General features: G+C 59.2%; 13 protein-coding genes and 1 pseudogene. 3 read left to right on the top strand and 11 right to left on the bottom strand.

Features of this window, described 5'->3' with window-relative positions; genetic code table 11:
* Positions 1-92 precede the first annotated feature (92 nt).
* Positions 93-623 carry a DUF4142 domain-containing protein gene (locus HGP14_RS23975; RefSeq protein WP_168832358.1) on the top strand — a complete coding sequence of 177 codons (531 nt, stop codon included), beginning with the start codon at positions 93-95 and terminating at the stop codon, positions 621-623.
* 517 nt (positions 624-1,140) lie between these two features.
* On the opposite strand, the gene HGP14_RS23970 is transcribed toward HGP14_RS23975, so the two are convergent.
* The 3 genes from HGP14_RS23970 to HGP14_RS23960 are packed head-to-tail and all read right to left on the bottom strand — an operon-like array spanning position 1,141 to position 3,798.
* Positions 1,141-2,079, bottom strand: coding sequence for a beta-xylosidase (locus tag HGP14_RS23970; protein WP_168832357.1), 939 nt, complete (start codon positions 2,077-2,079; stop codon positions 1,141-1,143).
* A 19-nt stretch (positions 2,080-2,098) separates the two neighbouring features.
* Positions 2,099-2,698, bottom strand: coding sequence for a histidine phosphatase family protein (locus HGP14_RS23965; RefSeq protein ID WP_168832356.1), 600 nt, complete (start codon positions 2,696-2,698; stop codon positions 2,099-2,101).
* Positions 2,695-3,798 (bottom strand): inositol-3-phosphate synthase, encoded by a 1,104-nt coding sequence (locus HGP14_RS23960; RefSeq protein ID WP_168832355.1) that lies wholly within the window; start codon positions 3,796-3,798, stop codon positions 2,695-2,697. The genes HGP14_RS23965 and HGP14_RS23960 overlap by 4 nt, the downstream gene beginning before the upstream one ends.
* A 120-nt stretch (positions 3,799-3,918) precedes the next feature.
* On the opposite strand from HGP14_RS23960, the gene HGP14_RS23955 reads away from it, so the two are divergent.
* Complete coding sequence (locus HGP14_RS23955; RefSeq protein WP_246704558.1) at positions 3,919-5,682, top strand: hypothetical protein; 1,764 nt, start codon at positions 3,919-3,921, stop codon at positions 5,680-5,682.
* A 29-nt stretch (positions 5,683-5,711) separates the two neighbouring features.
* Here HGP14_RS23955 and HGP14_RS36285 read toward each other — a convergent pair whose 3' ends face one another.
* Positions 5,712-5,948, bottom strand: coding sequence for a helix-hairpin-helix domain-containing protein (locus HGP14_RS36285; RefSeq protein ID WP_281408119.1), 237 nt, complete (start codon positions 5,946-5,948; stop codon positions 5,712-5,714).
* 519 nt (positions 5,949-6,467) lie between these two features.
* Here HGP14_RS36285 and HGP14_RS23945 point away from each other — a divergent pair.
* On the top strand, positions 6,468-6,731 hold the full coding sequence (locus HGP14_RS23945; protein ID WP_168832354.1) for a hypothetical protein: 264 nt from the start codon (positions 6,468-6,470) through the stop codon (positions 6,729-6,731).
* Between the two features lie 211 nt (positions 6,732-6,942).
* Here HGP14_RS23945 and HGP14_RS23940 read toward each other — a convergent pair whose 3' ends face one another.
* The 7 genes and pseudogenes from HGP14_RS23940 to HGP14_RS23910 form a co-directional block, all read right to left on the bottom strand.
* On the bottom strand, positions 6,943-7,698 hold the full coding sequence (locus HGP14_RS23940; RefSeq protein ID WP_168832353.1) for a TIGR04290 family methyltransferase: 756 nt from the start codon (positions 7,696-7,698) through the stop codon (positions 6,943-6,945).
* Positions 7,689-8,744: a UDP-glucuronic acid decarboxylase family protein gene (locus tag HGP14_RS23935; RefSeq protein WP_168832352.1), complete on the bottom strand. Its 1,056-nt coding sequence runs from the start codon at positions 8,742-8,744 to the stop codon at positions 7,689-7,691. The genes HGP14_RS23940 and HGP14_RS23935 overlap by 10 nt, the downstream gene beginning before the upstream one ends.
* A gap of 18 nt (positions 8,745-8,762) precedes the next feature.
* Positions 8,763-9,881: a glycosyltransferase gene (locus tag HGP14_RS23930; protein WP_168832351.1), complete on the bottom strand. Its 1,119-nt coding sequence runs from the start codon at positions 9,879-9,881 to the stop codon at positions 8,763-8,765.
* Entirely contained in the window at positions 9,878-10,966 is a 1,089-nt protein-coding gene (locus HGP14_RS23925) for a glycosyltransferase (RefSeq protein WP_168832350.1), read from the bottom strand. Before HGP14_RS23925 ends, HGP14_RS23930 begins: the two co-directional genes overlap by 4 nt.
* Positions 10,963-12,093: a glycosyltransferase gene (locus HGP14_RS23920; protein ID WP_168832349.1), complete on the bottom strand. Its 1,131-nt coding sequence runs from the start codon at positions 12,091-12,093 to the stop codon at positions 10,963-10,965. The genes HGP14_RS23925 and HGP14_RS23920 overlap by 4 nt, the downstream gene beginning before the upstream one ends.
* A gap of 3 nt (positions 12,094-12,096) precedes the next feature.
* Positions 12,097-13,164, bottom strand: a complete 1,068-nt coding sequence (locus HGP14_RS23915; protein ID WP_168832348.1) for a glycosyltransferase family 4 protein — start codon at positions 13,162-13,164, stop codon at positions 12,097-12,099.
* 86 nt (positions 13,165-13,250) lie between these two features.
* Positions 13,251-14,351, bottom strand: a pseudogene (locus HGP14_RS23910) (NAD-dependent epimerase/dehydratase family protein); the annotation flags it as partial.
* Positions 14,352-14,362: the final 11 nt, after the last annotated feature.

Raw genomic sequence — 14,362 nt, 5'->3', positions numbered from 1 at the left:
TCCACCAGCCCGTTCAATCCGAGACTTCCCTGAAGCTGTAGGAACAAGTTCCCGGGTTCTTTGTTCGAATGGCTGCACAAAGGAGAAGCCCGATGCGATCGATTGTTTTGATGGCCGCCGGTCTTATGGTGGCAACATCTGCCTTGGCGCAGTCTGCGGCGGAAAAATCTGGCGTCAATTCGGCGCTGGCAATCCCTCCCAAGACTGAGGACTTCGTCAAAGAAGTCTCGATGAGTGACATGTTCGAGATCGAGTCGAGCAAACTCGCGCTCGAGCGAGCGGATGAAGCCACGAAGGCGTTTGCTCAGCAAATGGTTCAGGATCACCAGAAGACGACAGCCGAGCTGAAGCGACTTATCGACAGTGGCAAAGTAAAGGCAATGCCAGCTACTGCTATGTCGGACGGTCAGCAGGAAACCCTTAACAAGCTCAAGAAACTTGAGGGAGCAGATTTCACGGAGCAATATCACGACGATCAGGTCGACGCGCACGAGGATGCTGTCGACGTCTTCAAGCGTTACGGGAATGAAGGCGACAACCCGGATTTGAAAGCCTGGGCCGCAAAGACCGTTCCCGCACTGGAACATCACCTCCAGATGGCCGAGGATCTGGAAAAGAAATGAAGATGCTTCACCTTTGACAATCACAAAATCAGCCGCCTCCAGGCGGCTGTTTACTGATGCATGGCCAAAGCAAACTTCCGATGTGACACCCCCCCGTGGCGCAAGGCTGAAGCCAAATTGAACGCGGTGACGGTCACTAGGTCAACGATCGAGGTTCAGCTCCGTTTTTTAGATGAGAACCAAATGATGGGATGACGCTAGCGCTATTGTCGAACTAGCGGGACACCGCCGTAGAGCACTCGTTCCATGACGATACATTAGCCGAACCCAGCTTCGTCTCACCCATCGATTGACTTGCGTGAATTCAGAAGGCCCGCTCCGGTTCCGAAGTCGCTCTCCTGCGAAGGCGACAGGCACGCTAAATCCTCTCTCCCTGGCAGGATGAGGCACCGACTCTGGTGGGCGAATAACTGTAGGCAACCGCCGCATTTCCACGGCGTCACTCACACGCAGGGGGGCTCAGTCGCCTGATGGATCGGCTGGGTCTATTCGATGCCGAAGGCAGGAGACTGGCGTTTCAGATAGGCCGAGCTGATTGCAGTCCGGGCGACGCGGAACGGCTATCCCGTTGCGGCGCATATCGCGCGACCATCTCATCGCAGAATTGGGCGAACTCCTCCGGGACCAAGGGGGGGCTCGTGTGGTGTGGCGCTATACCCCGATGTTCGGGTGTAAAACAGAATGTCGCCGTCACGTCAAAATCTTCGAGAGCACGCATCTGCCTGTCAAACCAGTCCAGCGCATTCGGACGAAAGCGGTCAGCCCACGACAAGCCGGTGCGAACAGATTTGACACCAAGGCGCTTCATCCAAGCGACAGCATTGTCAAGCCTCGGATCTTCGAAGCGGAACCATTGCACGAGACCCAGTTCGGGAGTGTGTTGGGCGAACTCATCGAGGGCGGGCTTTGGCGCACCGTCCTCGCGAAGAAGGCCCATATAGAAATGGCGATAATAGGAGGAGCCTTCCGCCTCGCGATGTCGTGTTGTTGCTTCCCAGGCTTTGGGAAGATCGTAGAGGCTGTACCATTGGCATCGCTCGACTTTGCCTTTCAACAATTCGGCCGTTCGCTTTAGCCCCCACAGCTGAACTTCCTCTGCCCCGAAGGTCGACACGCCGACCTCAGTGACCCAGATCGGGAGATCGGTAACACCTCGAATTGCATCGATCTTCTGGGGCCATTCGTGAATCTGCCACAGGTTCCAATCAAGCGGAAAGCCGTGGATTGCCACGGCATCGACATGGTCGAGCACGCCGTAATCTCTCATGCGCGTCATGAACCCGGGATCAATTGGAGATAACCCGCCGAGGACTTTTGTGAGGGCCGGATTTCGTGTTGCGATCGCGTCGGCCGCAAGAATAGCCATTTGAGCGAAGCGGCTCCAATCCGGGTCGATTTCCGGATCCCAATGAGATTTGTTGTTCGGTTCGTTCCAGATCATTGCGGCCTCGATCATGTGTTTTTCCCCCGCTGCTCTAAGAGATGATTTCGTTGAGTGTCACGACCTTAGCGCCCCAGTCCCCAGCGACAACCACGGTGATGGACGCCGGCGCGATGTCGAATTTCGGCCAGGCGTCGACCGAAAGGCCAAGGACATGGCAGACTGCCGCCTTGATGACATCCGCATGCGAAACAAGAGCTATCCTGGGGCCATGCCCGCTGCTCGTCAGGGTTTCAATCAGTTCCAGAACTCGCCGCTGAACGTCCAGCATCGTTTCACCCCCGGGCGTGCGCACGAGGCTGCGAACGGTGTTCCATCGGCGCCAGTGAGGATCCCCATCGAGCGCCTCGAATGTCTGCCCCGACCAGCTGCCGAAATTCACCTCATCTAGTGCTTCAGTGATCTGCGGTGGCCCGATGGCAGACGCTGATGCGATTGCCTCGGCCGTTTGCCGGGTGCGATCCCGCGGACTCGTGTAGATGGCGGTTAGATCCTCGCCTCTCATTCGCTCTCCGAGACGCCGAGCCTGCTCCAAGCCGGCAGCGCTGAGCGAAACGCCCTCGCATCTGCCGGCCAGAAATCTTCCGACACTGTCGTGTGCCGCATGGCGCACCAAAAGAAACGTGGCGCTCATTGCGCGGCTCCGCGCAGAATATCCTCCTGATCGTCGATGAATTCCTGTGTCCGGCGATGCGCCTCATGGTCTGTGAATTGTTGAGGCGGAGATTTCATGAAGTAGCTCGCAGGGCCGGTCAGAACACCACCGATGCCGCGATCGAGCGCCAGCTTGGCGCATCGTACCGCGTCTATGACCACGCCGGCGGAGTTGGGAGAGTCCCAGACTTCCAGTTTGAGTTCGGCATTGAGGGGTACGCCACCGAAGGTCGTGCCTTCGACCCGGATATAGGCCAACTTCCTGTCTGCAAGCCACGGGACATAGTCGCTGGGCCCGACGTGCACGTCGTTGGCGGCAAGTGGAATATCAAGCTGGCTCGTCACGGCCTGTGTCTTTGAAATCTTCTTCGACTCCAGCCGTTCGCGTTCCAGCATGTTCAGGAAATCAGTGTTGCCACCGAAATTCAGCTGGTAAGTCCGATCGACTCTGACGCCGCGTTCTCGGAAGAGATTTACGAGCGCCCGGTGGATGATTGTTGCTCCCACCTGGCTTTTGATATCGTCGCCAATGATCGGAAGGCCGCGATCGGCGAACTTCTGTTGCCATTCAGCCGTTGAAGCTATGAAGACCGGAATGCAGTTGATGAAGGCGCAACCAGCATCGAGGGCTTGCTCCGCGTACCACTTGGCAGCCTTTTCGGAACCGACGGGAAGGTAACATACGAGCACATCGGTTTCGTTTTCGCGAAGGATGTTAGCCACGTCGGCGACGGGTTCGCGGGCCTCTTCGACTATATCCTCCAGATACTTGCCAATTCCGTCCAGCGTTGGGCCGCGCCTCACTTCGACCCCTGTCGGAGCGATGTCCGCAAAACGCTCGGTATTGTTCGGTTCGGCATAGATGGCTTCCGCCACGTCGCGGCCCACCTTGGAGGCGGCGATATCAAAGGCGGCCGATATCTTGATGTCCCTCACATGGTAACCTCCAAGATCGACATGCATCAGGCCGGGCACCGGTTCATTGCCCAGTACATCGCGGTAATAGGTCAATCCTTGGACGAGCGACGACGCGCAATTACCAACCCCGACCAGACCGACACGAATTTCTCTCGAGCCCATGTCATACTCCAAGCATCTACAATGCTTGCCCAAACAGATTGCAGCGTCATCTGTTCCCAAAGACCTGATGGTTAATTCTGCGAACCGCCAACGACGATCATGTCAGGAGCTCGCAATGAGATGGAGAACCGTCCGATGCTGGTCTACGGCGATATCCGGCGCATTGAACGACCGGCGACAGTATGCGCCGCTCTTGCTGCTGCGATGGTTGCTTGCACAAGAATGCCGCCAGGATTGCGACGCCATGCAGCGCTGGTCAGAGCCTTCATCGCCACGGGCGAGCTGGTCCAGGGATTGGCCGATCAAGAGTTCGAGAGGAAAGGGGCCGATGATGTGTCGAAGGTCCAGGAAGCCGGCGCGAGGCTCTTGCTGACGCATGCTCAAGCCGTCATGCAATCGTGGCAAAACAATTTCGGCGGAGAATTGCTGCTTGCGAATGCCTGGAAAAGCCTTCTTGAGCACTTGGACAGCGGTGAACCCGTTCAGATGAAGGAGACCGAAGGTTTTGCCTTTTACGCTCTTTATCCAGAAAGCTACCTTCAAGCCGCTCTCAGCTCGCAACTCACATCTAACACGGTTGTCATCGGCCTTCGAAGCATCGGGGTCACCCTGGCTGCCCTGGTCGCCGCCGCCTTGGGCTCGGGCCCAGCTTTTTCATTGCGGCCGACTGGACATCCCTTTCAGCGGCGCATGCAGGTCACGGCGGAGCTTTCCGGCCGTATCCTCGCGGATCCGGAGAGCAATTTTGCCATCGTAGACGAAGGACCGGGCCTATCCGGAAGCTCGTTCGGGAGTGTCGCCGATTGGTTGGAAGCGCATGGAGTGAAACCTCACAGGCTTCATTTCTTCCCGAGTCACGCCGGGGAACCGGGGCCGCGGGCGAGTACAGACCAACGCCAGCGCTGGAGAGAACGAGCAAGATATGTTGTCAGCATGGACGATGTCATCATCCGGTCGCCGAAGCCAGTGCGAAACCTTCAGACATGGGTGAGCGAGCTTGTGGGGGTTGAAGGCGTTTCTTGGCAGGATCTATCGGGTGGGGTTTGGCGTGGCATCCACTATGCGAAGCCCGGCGATTGGCCGCCGAGCCATATCCAGATGGAGAAACGCAAATTCCTCATGCGGGCTGGGGACCAATCCTGGCTTATCAAATTTGCCGGCCTATCCGATGCGGGTTCGAACAAGGCGCGAAGAGGCACCTTGCTTAACGAGGCAGGATTCACACCCGATATCGTCGGTGCATGCTACGGATTTACAGTCGAAAGATGGGTGAGAGGAACGCCTGCGGATGCCGCTGACCTGGACAGATCGAACATCATCGATCAGCTGGCCCGGTATCTCGGTTTCCGCGCCCGCCATATGTCTGCCCCGAACAGCGGCGCGTCCCTCGATGAGCTATGCCATATGGCTGTTTTCAACGTCGAGAAAGCCCGTGATAGCGAAGCGGCGGGCAAGCTTCGTCAGCTGATCGGCAATCCGGATCGACTGGTGCGTCGATTGCGCCGCATCGATAGCGACAATCGGCTTCACAGGTGGGAATGGCTGGTCACGGCAACCGGTCAGCTGCTGAAAACCGATGCTCTTGATCACAATTGCGCTCATGACATGATCGGTTGCCAGGACGTGGCTTGGGACGTCGCTGGCGCGTGCGTGGAATTTGACCTTTCAGCGGTTGAGCGCGACCGCCTTGCGGACATCGTTTCGCAGCATGCAGATTGTGACTTGAGAGATGATCTCCTCACCGCCTTTGAAGCCTGTTATCTCGCCTTCCAGATTGGCCTGTGGACGGGAGCACGAAATGGCATTCCCAGGGCTGAGACAGCGAGGATCGACAAAGCCGCGGAAAGCTATCTGCGGCGCTTGCAACTGTTACTTAGCGGCTAACCTTTCAGGTTCCTCTCCGCAGGTGTGGTTCAAGTTGTCGTTCCACTGGTTTGACCTCTGTGCTCCCGCCGGGACTTTCTGCTGGCGGACCGTATCAACTTGACCGAGGCTTTCCCAATTCCCGGGAGTTTCAGGAGATCCGCATCGCTCATGGATGCCGCCTCTGCCAATCGCCGGATACCATTCGCCGCAAGCGCCCGCGCCACCCATCCAGGAAGATAGCTGGTGACTGGAGGATCCCTATTATCCTTTTGACCGGTTTTCATACTGCTTTGAGACGACCGCGGCATGCTGATCATGCCTCACCAGCTAATGAACGAACCGAACAACCCAAGGGCCTATTGGTTCCCGCATTCCATTGAATACTTGCTGGCGCGGTTTCGGCACCGTCGAGGGCGGCGCGATCGGGCCGGATCAAAACCGTGCATAGCCCGAACCTACCGGGCGCGGGCGCCTCGACTTGCCGCCTGGCCGAGTGGCAGCAGACAGTCTCTGCGTAGCTGCTTCAGGTGAGAGCCTAACTCAAGCCTCACTCGATCATCACTATCGCACCTTTCCAGTTCCTAACGGCGTTATAACTTGGGTGGGCCTGCTGCTGCCAGTACCACGCGGCGAAGGTGACCGGTCGATGGCCTCCGGGGCTTCGCTGATCCAGAGGCGGGATCGTTGTTAAAGGTGCCAAGGTCTGAGGACGTGGAGGGTGGTGGTCGTTCGCCATGTCGGCTGGAACTTTTGAGGGCGCAGGCGGTTCCGGCTAGGAAAGCGTAAAAATAGAGGAGAAGCAGATGAGCGGCTCGAAGACCACGACAAACCACGACGAGATTCGCAGGTGGGCAGAGGAGCGGGACGGACATTCCGCTGTCATCAGAACGAAAGGCAAGGGCGGAGTTCTTCGCATTGATTTCCGAGAGCCCGAAGAAGAATTCGACGAGATCGAATGGGATGAGTTCTTCAAGATATTCGATCAAAACAAACTCGCCTTCCTCTATCAGGAAAAAACGCAGGACGGGGGCACCAGCCGCTTCAACAAGTTTGTCGAACGCACCTGAGCCGCACGCGTGAGCGGACCAAATGAGCCCCTGGAAGTCGAACTCGGAACTGAGCTGTTCATATGCTCCACCAGCTTTGACGCAGGAAGCGCACCTGGACCGTTGTGGAGATAACGCCGACACGAAAGATTTCCCGGTCGGGAGGGGGCCGACTTGTTGACCCGCTTCACTTGAGGCAATTGGCGAAGGGGTCGCTAACGTCGACAAAATCTTACGCGATTTTCGGCGGTGGATCGGCCGCAAATGAACGCTGGCCGCGACGTACGAGATAGACTTCGCGCTCGGGGTTTTGCTGGATGACGAAACCGGAACTGCGCAGCATGGCTTCGATCGCGGCCTTGTTTGGAATGAACCAGTTTGTCGGGTCGTTGGAAAACCGTTCCTCGACGAAGAAGAGCTTCGGATAACCCGGCTGCTCAAAGATTCGCCATTCGGAAAAGTCGTAATCGTGTTGCAGCTCCGGAATGGTCACATCGCCGCGCTGCAGGCACTGGAAGAGCATCGTGTCGCCGACGACATGCTCGTAAAGCAGGTCGAGTGCCAGCATCGGATGGCGCAGGTGATAGAGCACACCCATGAAGACAACGAGGTCGAAGCGCTGCCCAAGCTTGGCGACATCATAGACGGACATGAGCCGGAACTCGATTTCAACGCCGGCATGATCGGCCGCGAATTCCGCCTGGCGCAGATAATGAGGATCGGTGTCGATTGCGACGACCGTCCCTGCGTTGCGCTTTTTCATTTCCAGCGAGTAGAAGCCGGCGTTGCAGCCGATATCCAGCACGCTGCGCCCCTCCAGATCTTCCGGGAGGACGTGTTTGAAGCGAGCCCATTTGAACGCCGGATAATCGCCCAGGAAATGGTTGGGAGCCGTTTCGATGCCCCCTATACGCATGTTGTGGAACCAGGGGCCGAGTTCCTTGATCTCGCGCTCCAAATCGTCCTTTCTCGAAAATTTCACCTCCATGATGATGCCCCTGGCGCGACGGAGGCAGGTCGGGCGATATCCAGCCGTGGACGCTTTATGTTCCTGCGCGGGGGGTGATTCGACAGGATGTGGCGGAACCAGGCGATAGTGTGCTCCAGCCCTTCAGTAAGCTGAATTTTCGGCTCCCAGCCCAGTAGTTGGCGGGCTCTTGTGATGTCCGGCCGGCGGCGCTGCGGATCATCGGCCGGCAGCGGCATGTGAATGAGCGTGGAACGTGTGGGAACCATCGACTGCACGAGATCCGCAAGTTCGGCGACTGTGAATTCCCCGGGATTGCCGACGTTGACCGGCACCCCCGGATTCGGCTGCACATTCATGAGTCGAGTGAGTCCATCCAGTAGATCGGAGATATAGCAGAACGATCGGGTCTGTTCGCCGCTGCCATAGATCGTCAAGGGCTCATTGCGCAAAGCCTGAACGATGAGGTTGGAGACGATTCGGCCATCGCTCGGCTGCATGCGCGGGCCATAGGTGTTGAATATCCTGACGACACGGGCATCCACCTTTCCAGCCCTGAGGCTATCGAAGCAGAGCGCCTCGGCCGCGCGCTTTCCTTCGTCATAGCAGGCACGCGGGCCCGTGCAATTGACGTGACCCCAGTAGTCTTCTCTCTGCGGGTGCACTTCGGGGTCGCCATAAACCTCGCTCGTCGACGCCTGCAGCAAGGATGCACCATCTCTTTCAGCGAGCCGGAGCAGGTTTCCCGTTCCGCTGACGCTGGTCATCATGGTGTGGATCGGGTCTGCCTGATACTGCGGAGGAGACGCAGGGCAAGCGAGATTGTAGATCTGGTCCACCTTCTCGTCGATCGCGATCTCGTCGCAGATATCCTGCTCGATCATGGTGAAGGCGGGATGGTTGTGCAGGGGAAGGACATTAGCCGGGAAACCCGTCAGATAGCTATCGACGCAGATCACCCGGTCCCCGCGCGCAAGCAGCGCATCGCAGAGATGCGAGCCAACGAAGCCGGCGCCACCGGCCACGACGACGGTTTTCCCCCCGAAAGCCTGTGTTTCATGCAGCATCAACCAATCTCCTCAATTTCAAGCCGACACCCGTGGGCTGTTGAGCGGTGCTTCCCTGTCAAAGTGCAGCGCGTTGCCGAAAAGCGTGCGTGCGAATTCGCGCGCCCTGGCAACGCCGGTGTGGCTATTGATCACCCGACGGTACGCTTCGCTCGCAAGCGCACTCCTTGCCTTCGCATCCATGCCGCTCAATGCCGAGACGACATCGCTGGTCTGAGAGGCAATGATGGCGGCTTGCCCGTGCGGCAGGAGTTCGTCCAAGCCGGGCCAGAAATCGCTGATGATTGGCGTTTCGCAGGCGGCGGCTTCGAAGAGACGGACGCTCGGCGACCATCCCGCCGCGATCATCGCGGCGCGGGTCACGTTCAGCGTAAAACGTTGGCGGCTATAGAAGCTCGCGTGCTCCTCAGGCGGCAGGTGCTCGATGCGCTCGACATTCGCCGGCCAATCGATCCCTTCCGGATATTGCGGTCCGGCAACGACGAAGCGCATCTGCGGCAGCTGCCGCGCCGGCTCGATCAACAGCTGCCGCAACGCCGGCTGACGGTCGGGGCTATAAGTGCCGAGATAACCAAGGTCCCACAAAGGCTCTTCGCCTGTGTTGCGGTAAAGCTCCGCATCAACTGAACAATAGAGCGCTCCCGCACGCCGGGCGCCGTAGCTCGTCTCCAGCCGGTCAAGGACCTTGCCGCCGGAGAAGGAAAAATACATGTCGAAGAGCGGAATCTGACGTCGCGCCAGATATTCCTCGTCACCGCGATCGAGCTTGGCGAGCGTCACGGGCGTGTCTATGTCGTAGAAGCAGAGCTGCGCCGGATCGACGGCCGCAACTGCATCGATGACCGCAACGCCTTCGGGCACATAGGAACCGATGATGACGGCATCGGCCCTGCGTAGCCGCTCAGCGAAATCCTCGATCAGTCCTGGCACACTGCTGTAATAGGCGAGCTCGCAGAAGTCGGGCTCGGGGAGATCACGATTGCCGGAATACCAGGGAACGTCCCGTTCAAGGAACAGGACATTGTGCCCTTCCGCCCTCATACCCCGGAGCAGTGCGCGAAACGTCGAGGCGTGACCGTTGCCCCAGGATGAGGAGAGTGAAAGGCCAAGGACGACAACGTTGAGCGAACGCGTCATTCGGCCGCCTCCGCTTTGTGGGTGCGCGACCGGAAGATGCGATCAGCCTCCTCGGCGCGGTGCCCGTAGGTGTGCTCTCTCAGCACCCGGGCGAGCGCCCGTTTGCCGATCTCCTGCGCTTGCGCTCGGGTGAGCGCCCTCAGGATTCCCGCAACCTCCTGGCCATCGCGGGCGACGAGGATCTCCTCGTCGGGCTTCAGGAATAGCTCGATACCCTCCCAATGATCGGTGATCAGGCAGGCCCCAGCCCCCGCCGCTTCAAAGACGCGTGTCGCTGGCGAAAAGCCGTTTTCTGCCATGCTGGCGCGCGAGATGTTCAGCACCGCCTTCGGGGTGACATTGAACGCATTGTGGTCGCGCGTGGGCACATGACCGACATAGTTGACGTTTTCGGGCCTTGCCCTGTCCTGCCAACCTGACCCCCCAAGCAGGAAAGTGTGTCGAGACAGCCGCGCCGCCGGTTCCAGAAAGAAGGTTTCGACGCGCGCTTCGCGGTCCGGCAGCCGGTTGCCGAGAAAAGCGAGGTCGGCTTCAAAACGTCGATCGGCTGCGACGCGATGATGGGTTTCAGGGTCGAGGGCATTGTAGATCGCAATGCACTCCCGGGCGCCGAGGGAGCGATAAGCCTCGACCACGGGGTCGCCGCCACCATAGGTCAAGACCAGATCGAGCGCGGGAAGCGAGAGGCGCAAAGGATGGTCGGGTGCAGCGCGTAGTTCGGCGAGCGTCGCGGGGGCATCGACGTCCCAGAATATCTTGAGCGCCCCGGGGCGAGCCGAGTGCATCACCTCCTGCAGCAGCAACTCGTCTTCAAAACCAACGCCGCTCGCCTTGATGACGATGTCGGCAAGCCGGGCTTCTTCGGCAACATGCTTCAATGCGACAATGCTGCCCTCGTAGACCGCGACGTTGCACCACTCAGGCGGATCGATGTCGCGGTTTTTCTGCCTGTCATAGACATCCGGCTCATAGAAGGTGATCTCATAACCTTTGGCTGCGAGAGCGCGCAGCAATCCGCGGTAATAGGTGGCTGCGCCATTCCAATAGGCGGAGACGATGCTGGATCCGTAGAAGGCTATCTTCATTCTGCCCCCTCCCCAGAAAGGAGTTTGTTTCGAACACGGTCCGACCCCTCGGTGCCGAGAATCGCAAGAAGCTCATCGACGCGATGCCGGCAGGTGTGGCGTGCGCGAATTGTCTCAAGGCCGGATCGCACCAGTTCGTCGGCGAATGCCGGGTCGGAAAGCACATCCTTGAGCAACCGCGTCATCTGGGCGCCGTCGCGCGCAAAGAGAAAATCCTGATTGTCTCGGAAGAGGTTTTCGGCGTCGTCCCAGCGCGCGGAGATCAACGGGATTCCGCAGGCGAGCGCCTCGAATACCCGGATTGTCGGAATGCCGGGCAGCGCCTCAACGTAGGGGCGGCGAGGAATGTGGATGGTGACGCGATTTTCCGCAAAGGCTCGCGGAACCTCGGCATTGGCGATCCACCCGCCATAGTCGATCCTCGCGCGCTTCAATGCCTCGCGTGCGCTTTTAGGGTAGCGTACGCCTTGAACTGTTGTCTTAAGCTGCAGGGCCTGAGCAGGCTCGATCAGGAAATGACCAATCTCAGCGCTACGCTCGTCATCACCCCAGTTTCCGATCCAGATCAGATCGCCGCTCTTTTCGACCTCCGGCATCGGACGGAACAGCTCGGCGTCCGCAGCCTCGTGCCAGGTGAAAACGCGCCTTCCCCAACCCGCTCGAAGATATCGCTGTCGCAGCGCTTCGCCAAAAGCGAGGGTAAGATCGTAATCGGCAAGCTCAAGGCGGGCAATGTCGCGTTCGGCCGACACAGCCCGATGGTGCGTGTCGTGGAACAGCAGGGTGAAACTGCCCCCATTGCGCCGCACACGGCCAAGCCGAGCAACGAGCTTCGGATCTGTCCATTCGTGCACGATCACGACATCTGCATTCGCTACGGCTTCCTCGTGATCGAAGTTCGTTCCGTAGATCGTCGATCGTAGAGTCGGGAAGCTTCTGTGGAATGCATCTACGGCACCAGGTCCCTGCTCAGCCATGAGGTGCTCGCGGCTCCAGGCGCCTTCGGGTTCCAAGGCGAATACCTCATGGCCACGCCTCACGAGATCGCGCATCACGCCCCGCAGGAAATGCGCGTTGCCGTGGTTCCAGTCCGAAATCAGCGAGTGGGTATAGAAGAGAAACTTCATGTGCTAGCCCGTCGCGATACGTGTGCTGGCCATGGCTTGCGCGTAGACGCGCAAAATTGCTTCGCATTGGGCCGCAGGCGAAAACTGACCGGAGCGCTGCTGCGCAAGAAAGCCGAGGCCGGTCCGCATGTCCTCGTCTGCCGTCAAACAATCGATGGCATCTGCAAAGCTTGCCGGATCGTGCGGATCGGCAAAAAGCGCGGCTCCGTTCCATAACTCGCGGTAGATCGGAATGTCGGCAAGCACCAATGCAGCGCCCGTTCGCGCCGCTTCAAGCGCCGCCAGACCGAACGGCTCGTAGAGTGAGGGGGAAACGACAATCCCGGCGCGCCGCATCAGCGCTACCGTCTCGGGATAGGATCGTTCGCCGAGATGTTCGGCATGGCCTATTGTAAGGTGTTGTCCCGCAGGGCCCTCAAGCGGACCGGCCATGACGATACGGCGGTTGGTGATCGTCGCGACCCGATCGAGCAATGCGCCGTTTTTGCCCTCGTCCCACCATCGGCCGGCGGCAAAGACGAAATTCTCCCTGACGGTCGGCGCGGCCGAAAGCCACGTGCAGTTGTGCACGATCTCAAGGTTGGGGATCGCTCCGTAGCAGCGTGTCAACGCCCCCGCGTGGCTCCGGCTCGGTGCAATCACAATGTCCGCACAGTCAAATCCGCTCCGGTTTCGGTCGGCCTGCCACGACCAGTCAGCCGAGGGGCGAGCCCCGCGCATAGCCTCAAACCAGGTGACGACGCAGGAATGCGACACTGCAACGATAGGGACGTCGGAGACGAGACCCGCCGCCTGGGACGGGAGGTTCAGATGCAGGAGATCGACCATATGCTTGTCGGCCAGTTCCCTCAGAAGCTCGGGAATGACGTCGAGGTGGTCCTCGCGGTCCGTCATCCAGTCCAGCGGCGCGTCCAGCCAGATGCATGGCCCAATTGCGGTCGCCTCTCGCATCTGTTGCGTCGAGAGACGTGGTCCCAGACCGGCGAATACCGTCTCCACGTTCGCTTCCTTCAGCGCTCGAGCGAGGTCCATGGCATAACGCCGGAGCCCACCAATCGCATCAATCGTCATGAGAATGCGCCGGGGGCGCGGTCGCTGCTGGGACAAGCAAGGAACAAATCCTGGCAGCGGAGAGGTTCTGTCGTGCATCAATTCGGTCACGCCGTCAGCCTCCTTGCGCGCTCAGTTCGTGTCGCACCGAAACGATGTGCGACGAGCCAGTCGTGCAGGTCTCGCAAACCATCTACCCATGACGTCTGCGCTCTCCAGCCGAGCGTCTCGTGAAGCAACCGGGTATCGGCGACAAAAAACAATTGATCGCCAGCCCTCCATTGCCTGTGAGATGTCTTGAGCGCGCGCCCCGTCAGGAGTTCGATCTCGCGCAGAAGGATCTGGATGCTGACGGCATTGTGCGGACCGCCGCCGAGATTAAACGCTCTGCCCTTCACGCGGTTTATCGACGCCAGCAAGGCGCGGTAGGCAGCGACGGCATCGTCCACGTGGAGGATGTCCCGCATTTGTTTGCCGCTGCCGTAGATCGAGATCGGTTCGCCCTGCAGCGCGCGAATGAGGAAATGCGCCACCCAACCCTGATCCTCCGTGCCGAATTGCCGGGGGCCATAAATGCAGCTCATCCTTAGAACCGCCGTCGGCAGTCCGTAGGACTTCGCGTAGTCCAGCACATACTGGTCAGCGACACCCTTTGAGCAGCCGTAAGGCGTGCAGAAATCGAGGTTGCGTTCTTCGCTCACGCCGTACGCGCGAAGTTCCTCGTCAGCGGGGATATAGCGGTCGTTCAGCTCGATTATCGGCATGCCTTCGAGGCTGCCATAGACCTTGTTGGTGCTGGCGAAGATGACTGGAGCGTTGCGACCGGCCTTGCGGACGGCCTCCAGTACGTTGAGTGTTCCGCGGGCATTGGTCTCGAAGTCGTCGATCGGGTGAGCGAGGCTCGTAGTGACCGCCGTCTGTGCAGCGAAATGGAATACACATTTGGCATCCGCGAATGCCGCTTCGATGCTGCGCAAATCGCGAACATCCGCAAGCACGGGATGGACGCGATCCCCGTGGTGATCTTTAAGCCACTGCAGGTTCTGGTCGACACCCGGTCGGCTCAGATTGTCGAGCAGGATGACGTCCTCGCCGTCGTTCAGATAGCTGTCGGCAATGTTGCAGCCGATGAAGCCGCAGCCACCGACAACGAGGATCGGCGCGGCGTTGCCTGCCACCGACGGGGCGGCAAGCTGGTTGACCTGCTCTGGAGTATGCG

It is taken from the genome of Rhizobium sp. P32RR-XVIII, assembly GCF_012641395.1.
Lineage (GTDB): Bacteria > Pseudomonadota > Alphaproteobacteria > Rhizobiales > Rhizobiaceae > Rhizobium.
This window is presented reverse-complemented; position numbering and strand designations above follow the sequence as displayed.

Bases quoted from the DNA above. Each gene is read 5' to 3' on its own strand.
- HGP14_RS23975 (WP_168832358.1), top strand. From the start codon at position 93: ATGCGATCGATTGTTTTGATGGCCGCCGGTCTTATGGTGGCAACATCT.
- HGP14_RS23970 (WP_168832357.1), bottom strand. From the start codon at position 2,079: ATGATCGAGGCCGCAATGATCTGGAACGAACCGAACAACAAATCTCAT.
- HGP14_RS23965 (WP_168832356.1), bottom strand. From the start codon at position 2,698: ATGAGCGCCACGTTTCTTTTGGTGCGCCATGCGGCACACGACAGTGTC.
- HGP14_RS23960 (WP_168832355.1), bottom strand. From the start codon at position 3,798: ATGGGCTCGAGAGAAATTCGTGTCGGTCTGGTCGGGGTTGGTAATTGC.
- HGP14_RS23955 (WP_246704558.1), top strand. From the start codon at position 3,919: ATGGAGAACCGTCCGATGCTGGTCTACGGCGATATCCGGCGCATTGAA.
- HGP14_RS36285 (WP_281408119.1), bottom strand. From the start codon at position 5,948: ATGAAAACCGGTCAAAAGGATAATAGGGATCCTCCAGTCACCAGCTAT.
- HGP14_RS23945 (WP_168832354.1), top strand. From the start codon at position 6,468: ATGAGCGGCTCGAAGACCACGACAAACCACGACGAGATTCGCAGGTGG.
- HGP14_RS23940 (WP_168832353.1), bottom strand. From the start codon at position 7,698: ATGGAGGTGAAATTTTCGAGAAAGGACGATTTGGAGCGCGAGATCAAG.
- HGP14_RS23935 (WP_168832352.1), bottom strand. From the start codon at position 8,744: ATGCTGCATGAAACACAGGCTTTCGGGGGGAAAACCGTCGTCGTGGCC.
- HGP14_RS23930 (WP_168832351.1), bottom strand. From the start codon at position 9,881: ATGACGCGTTCGCTCAACGTTGTCGTCCTTGGCCTTTCACTCTCCTCA.
- HGP14_RS23925 (WP_168832350.1), bottom strand. From the start codon at position 10,966: ATGAAGATAGCCTTCTACGGATCCAGCATCGTCTCCGCCTATTGGAAT.
- HGP14_RS23920 (WP_168832349.1), bottom strand. From the start codon at position 12,093: ATGAAGTTTCTCTTCTATACCCACTCGCTGATTTCGGACTGGAACCAC.
- HGP14_RS23915 (WP_168832348.1), bottom strand. From the start codon at position 13,164: ATGACGATTGATGCGATTGGTGGGCTCCGGCGTTATGCCATGGACCTC.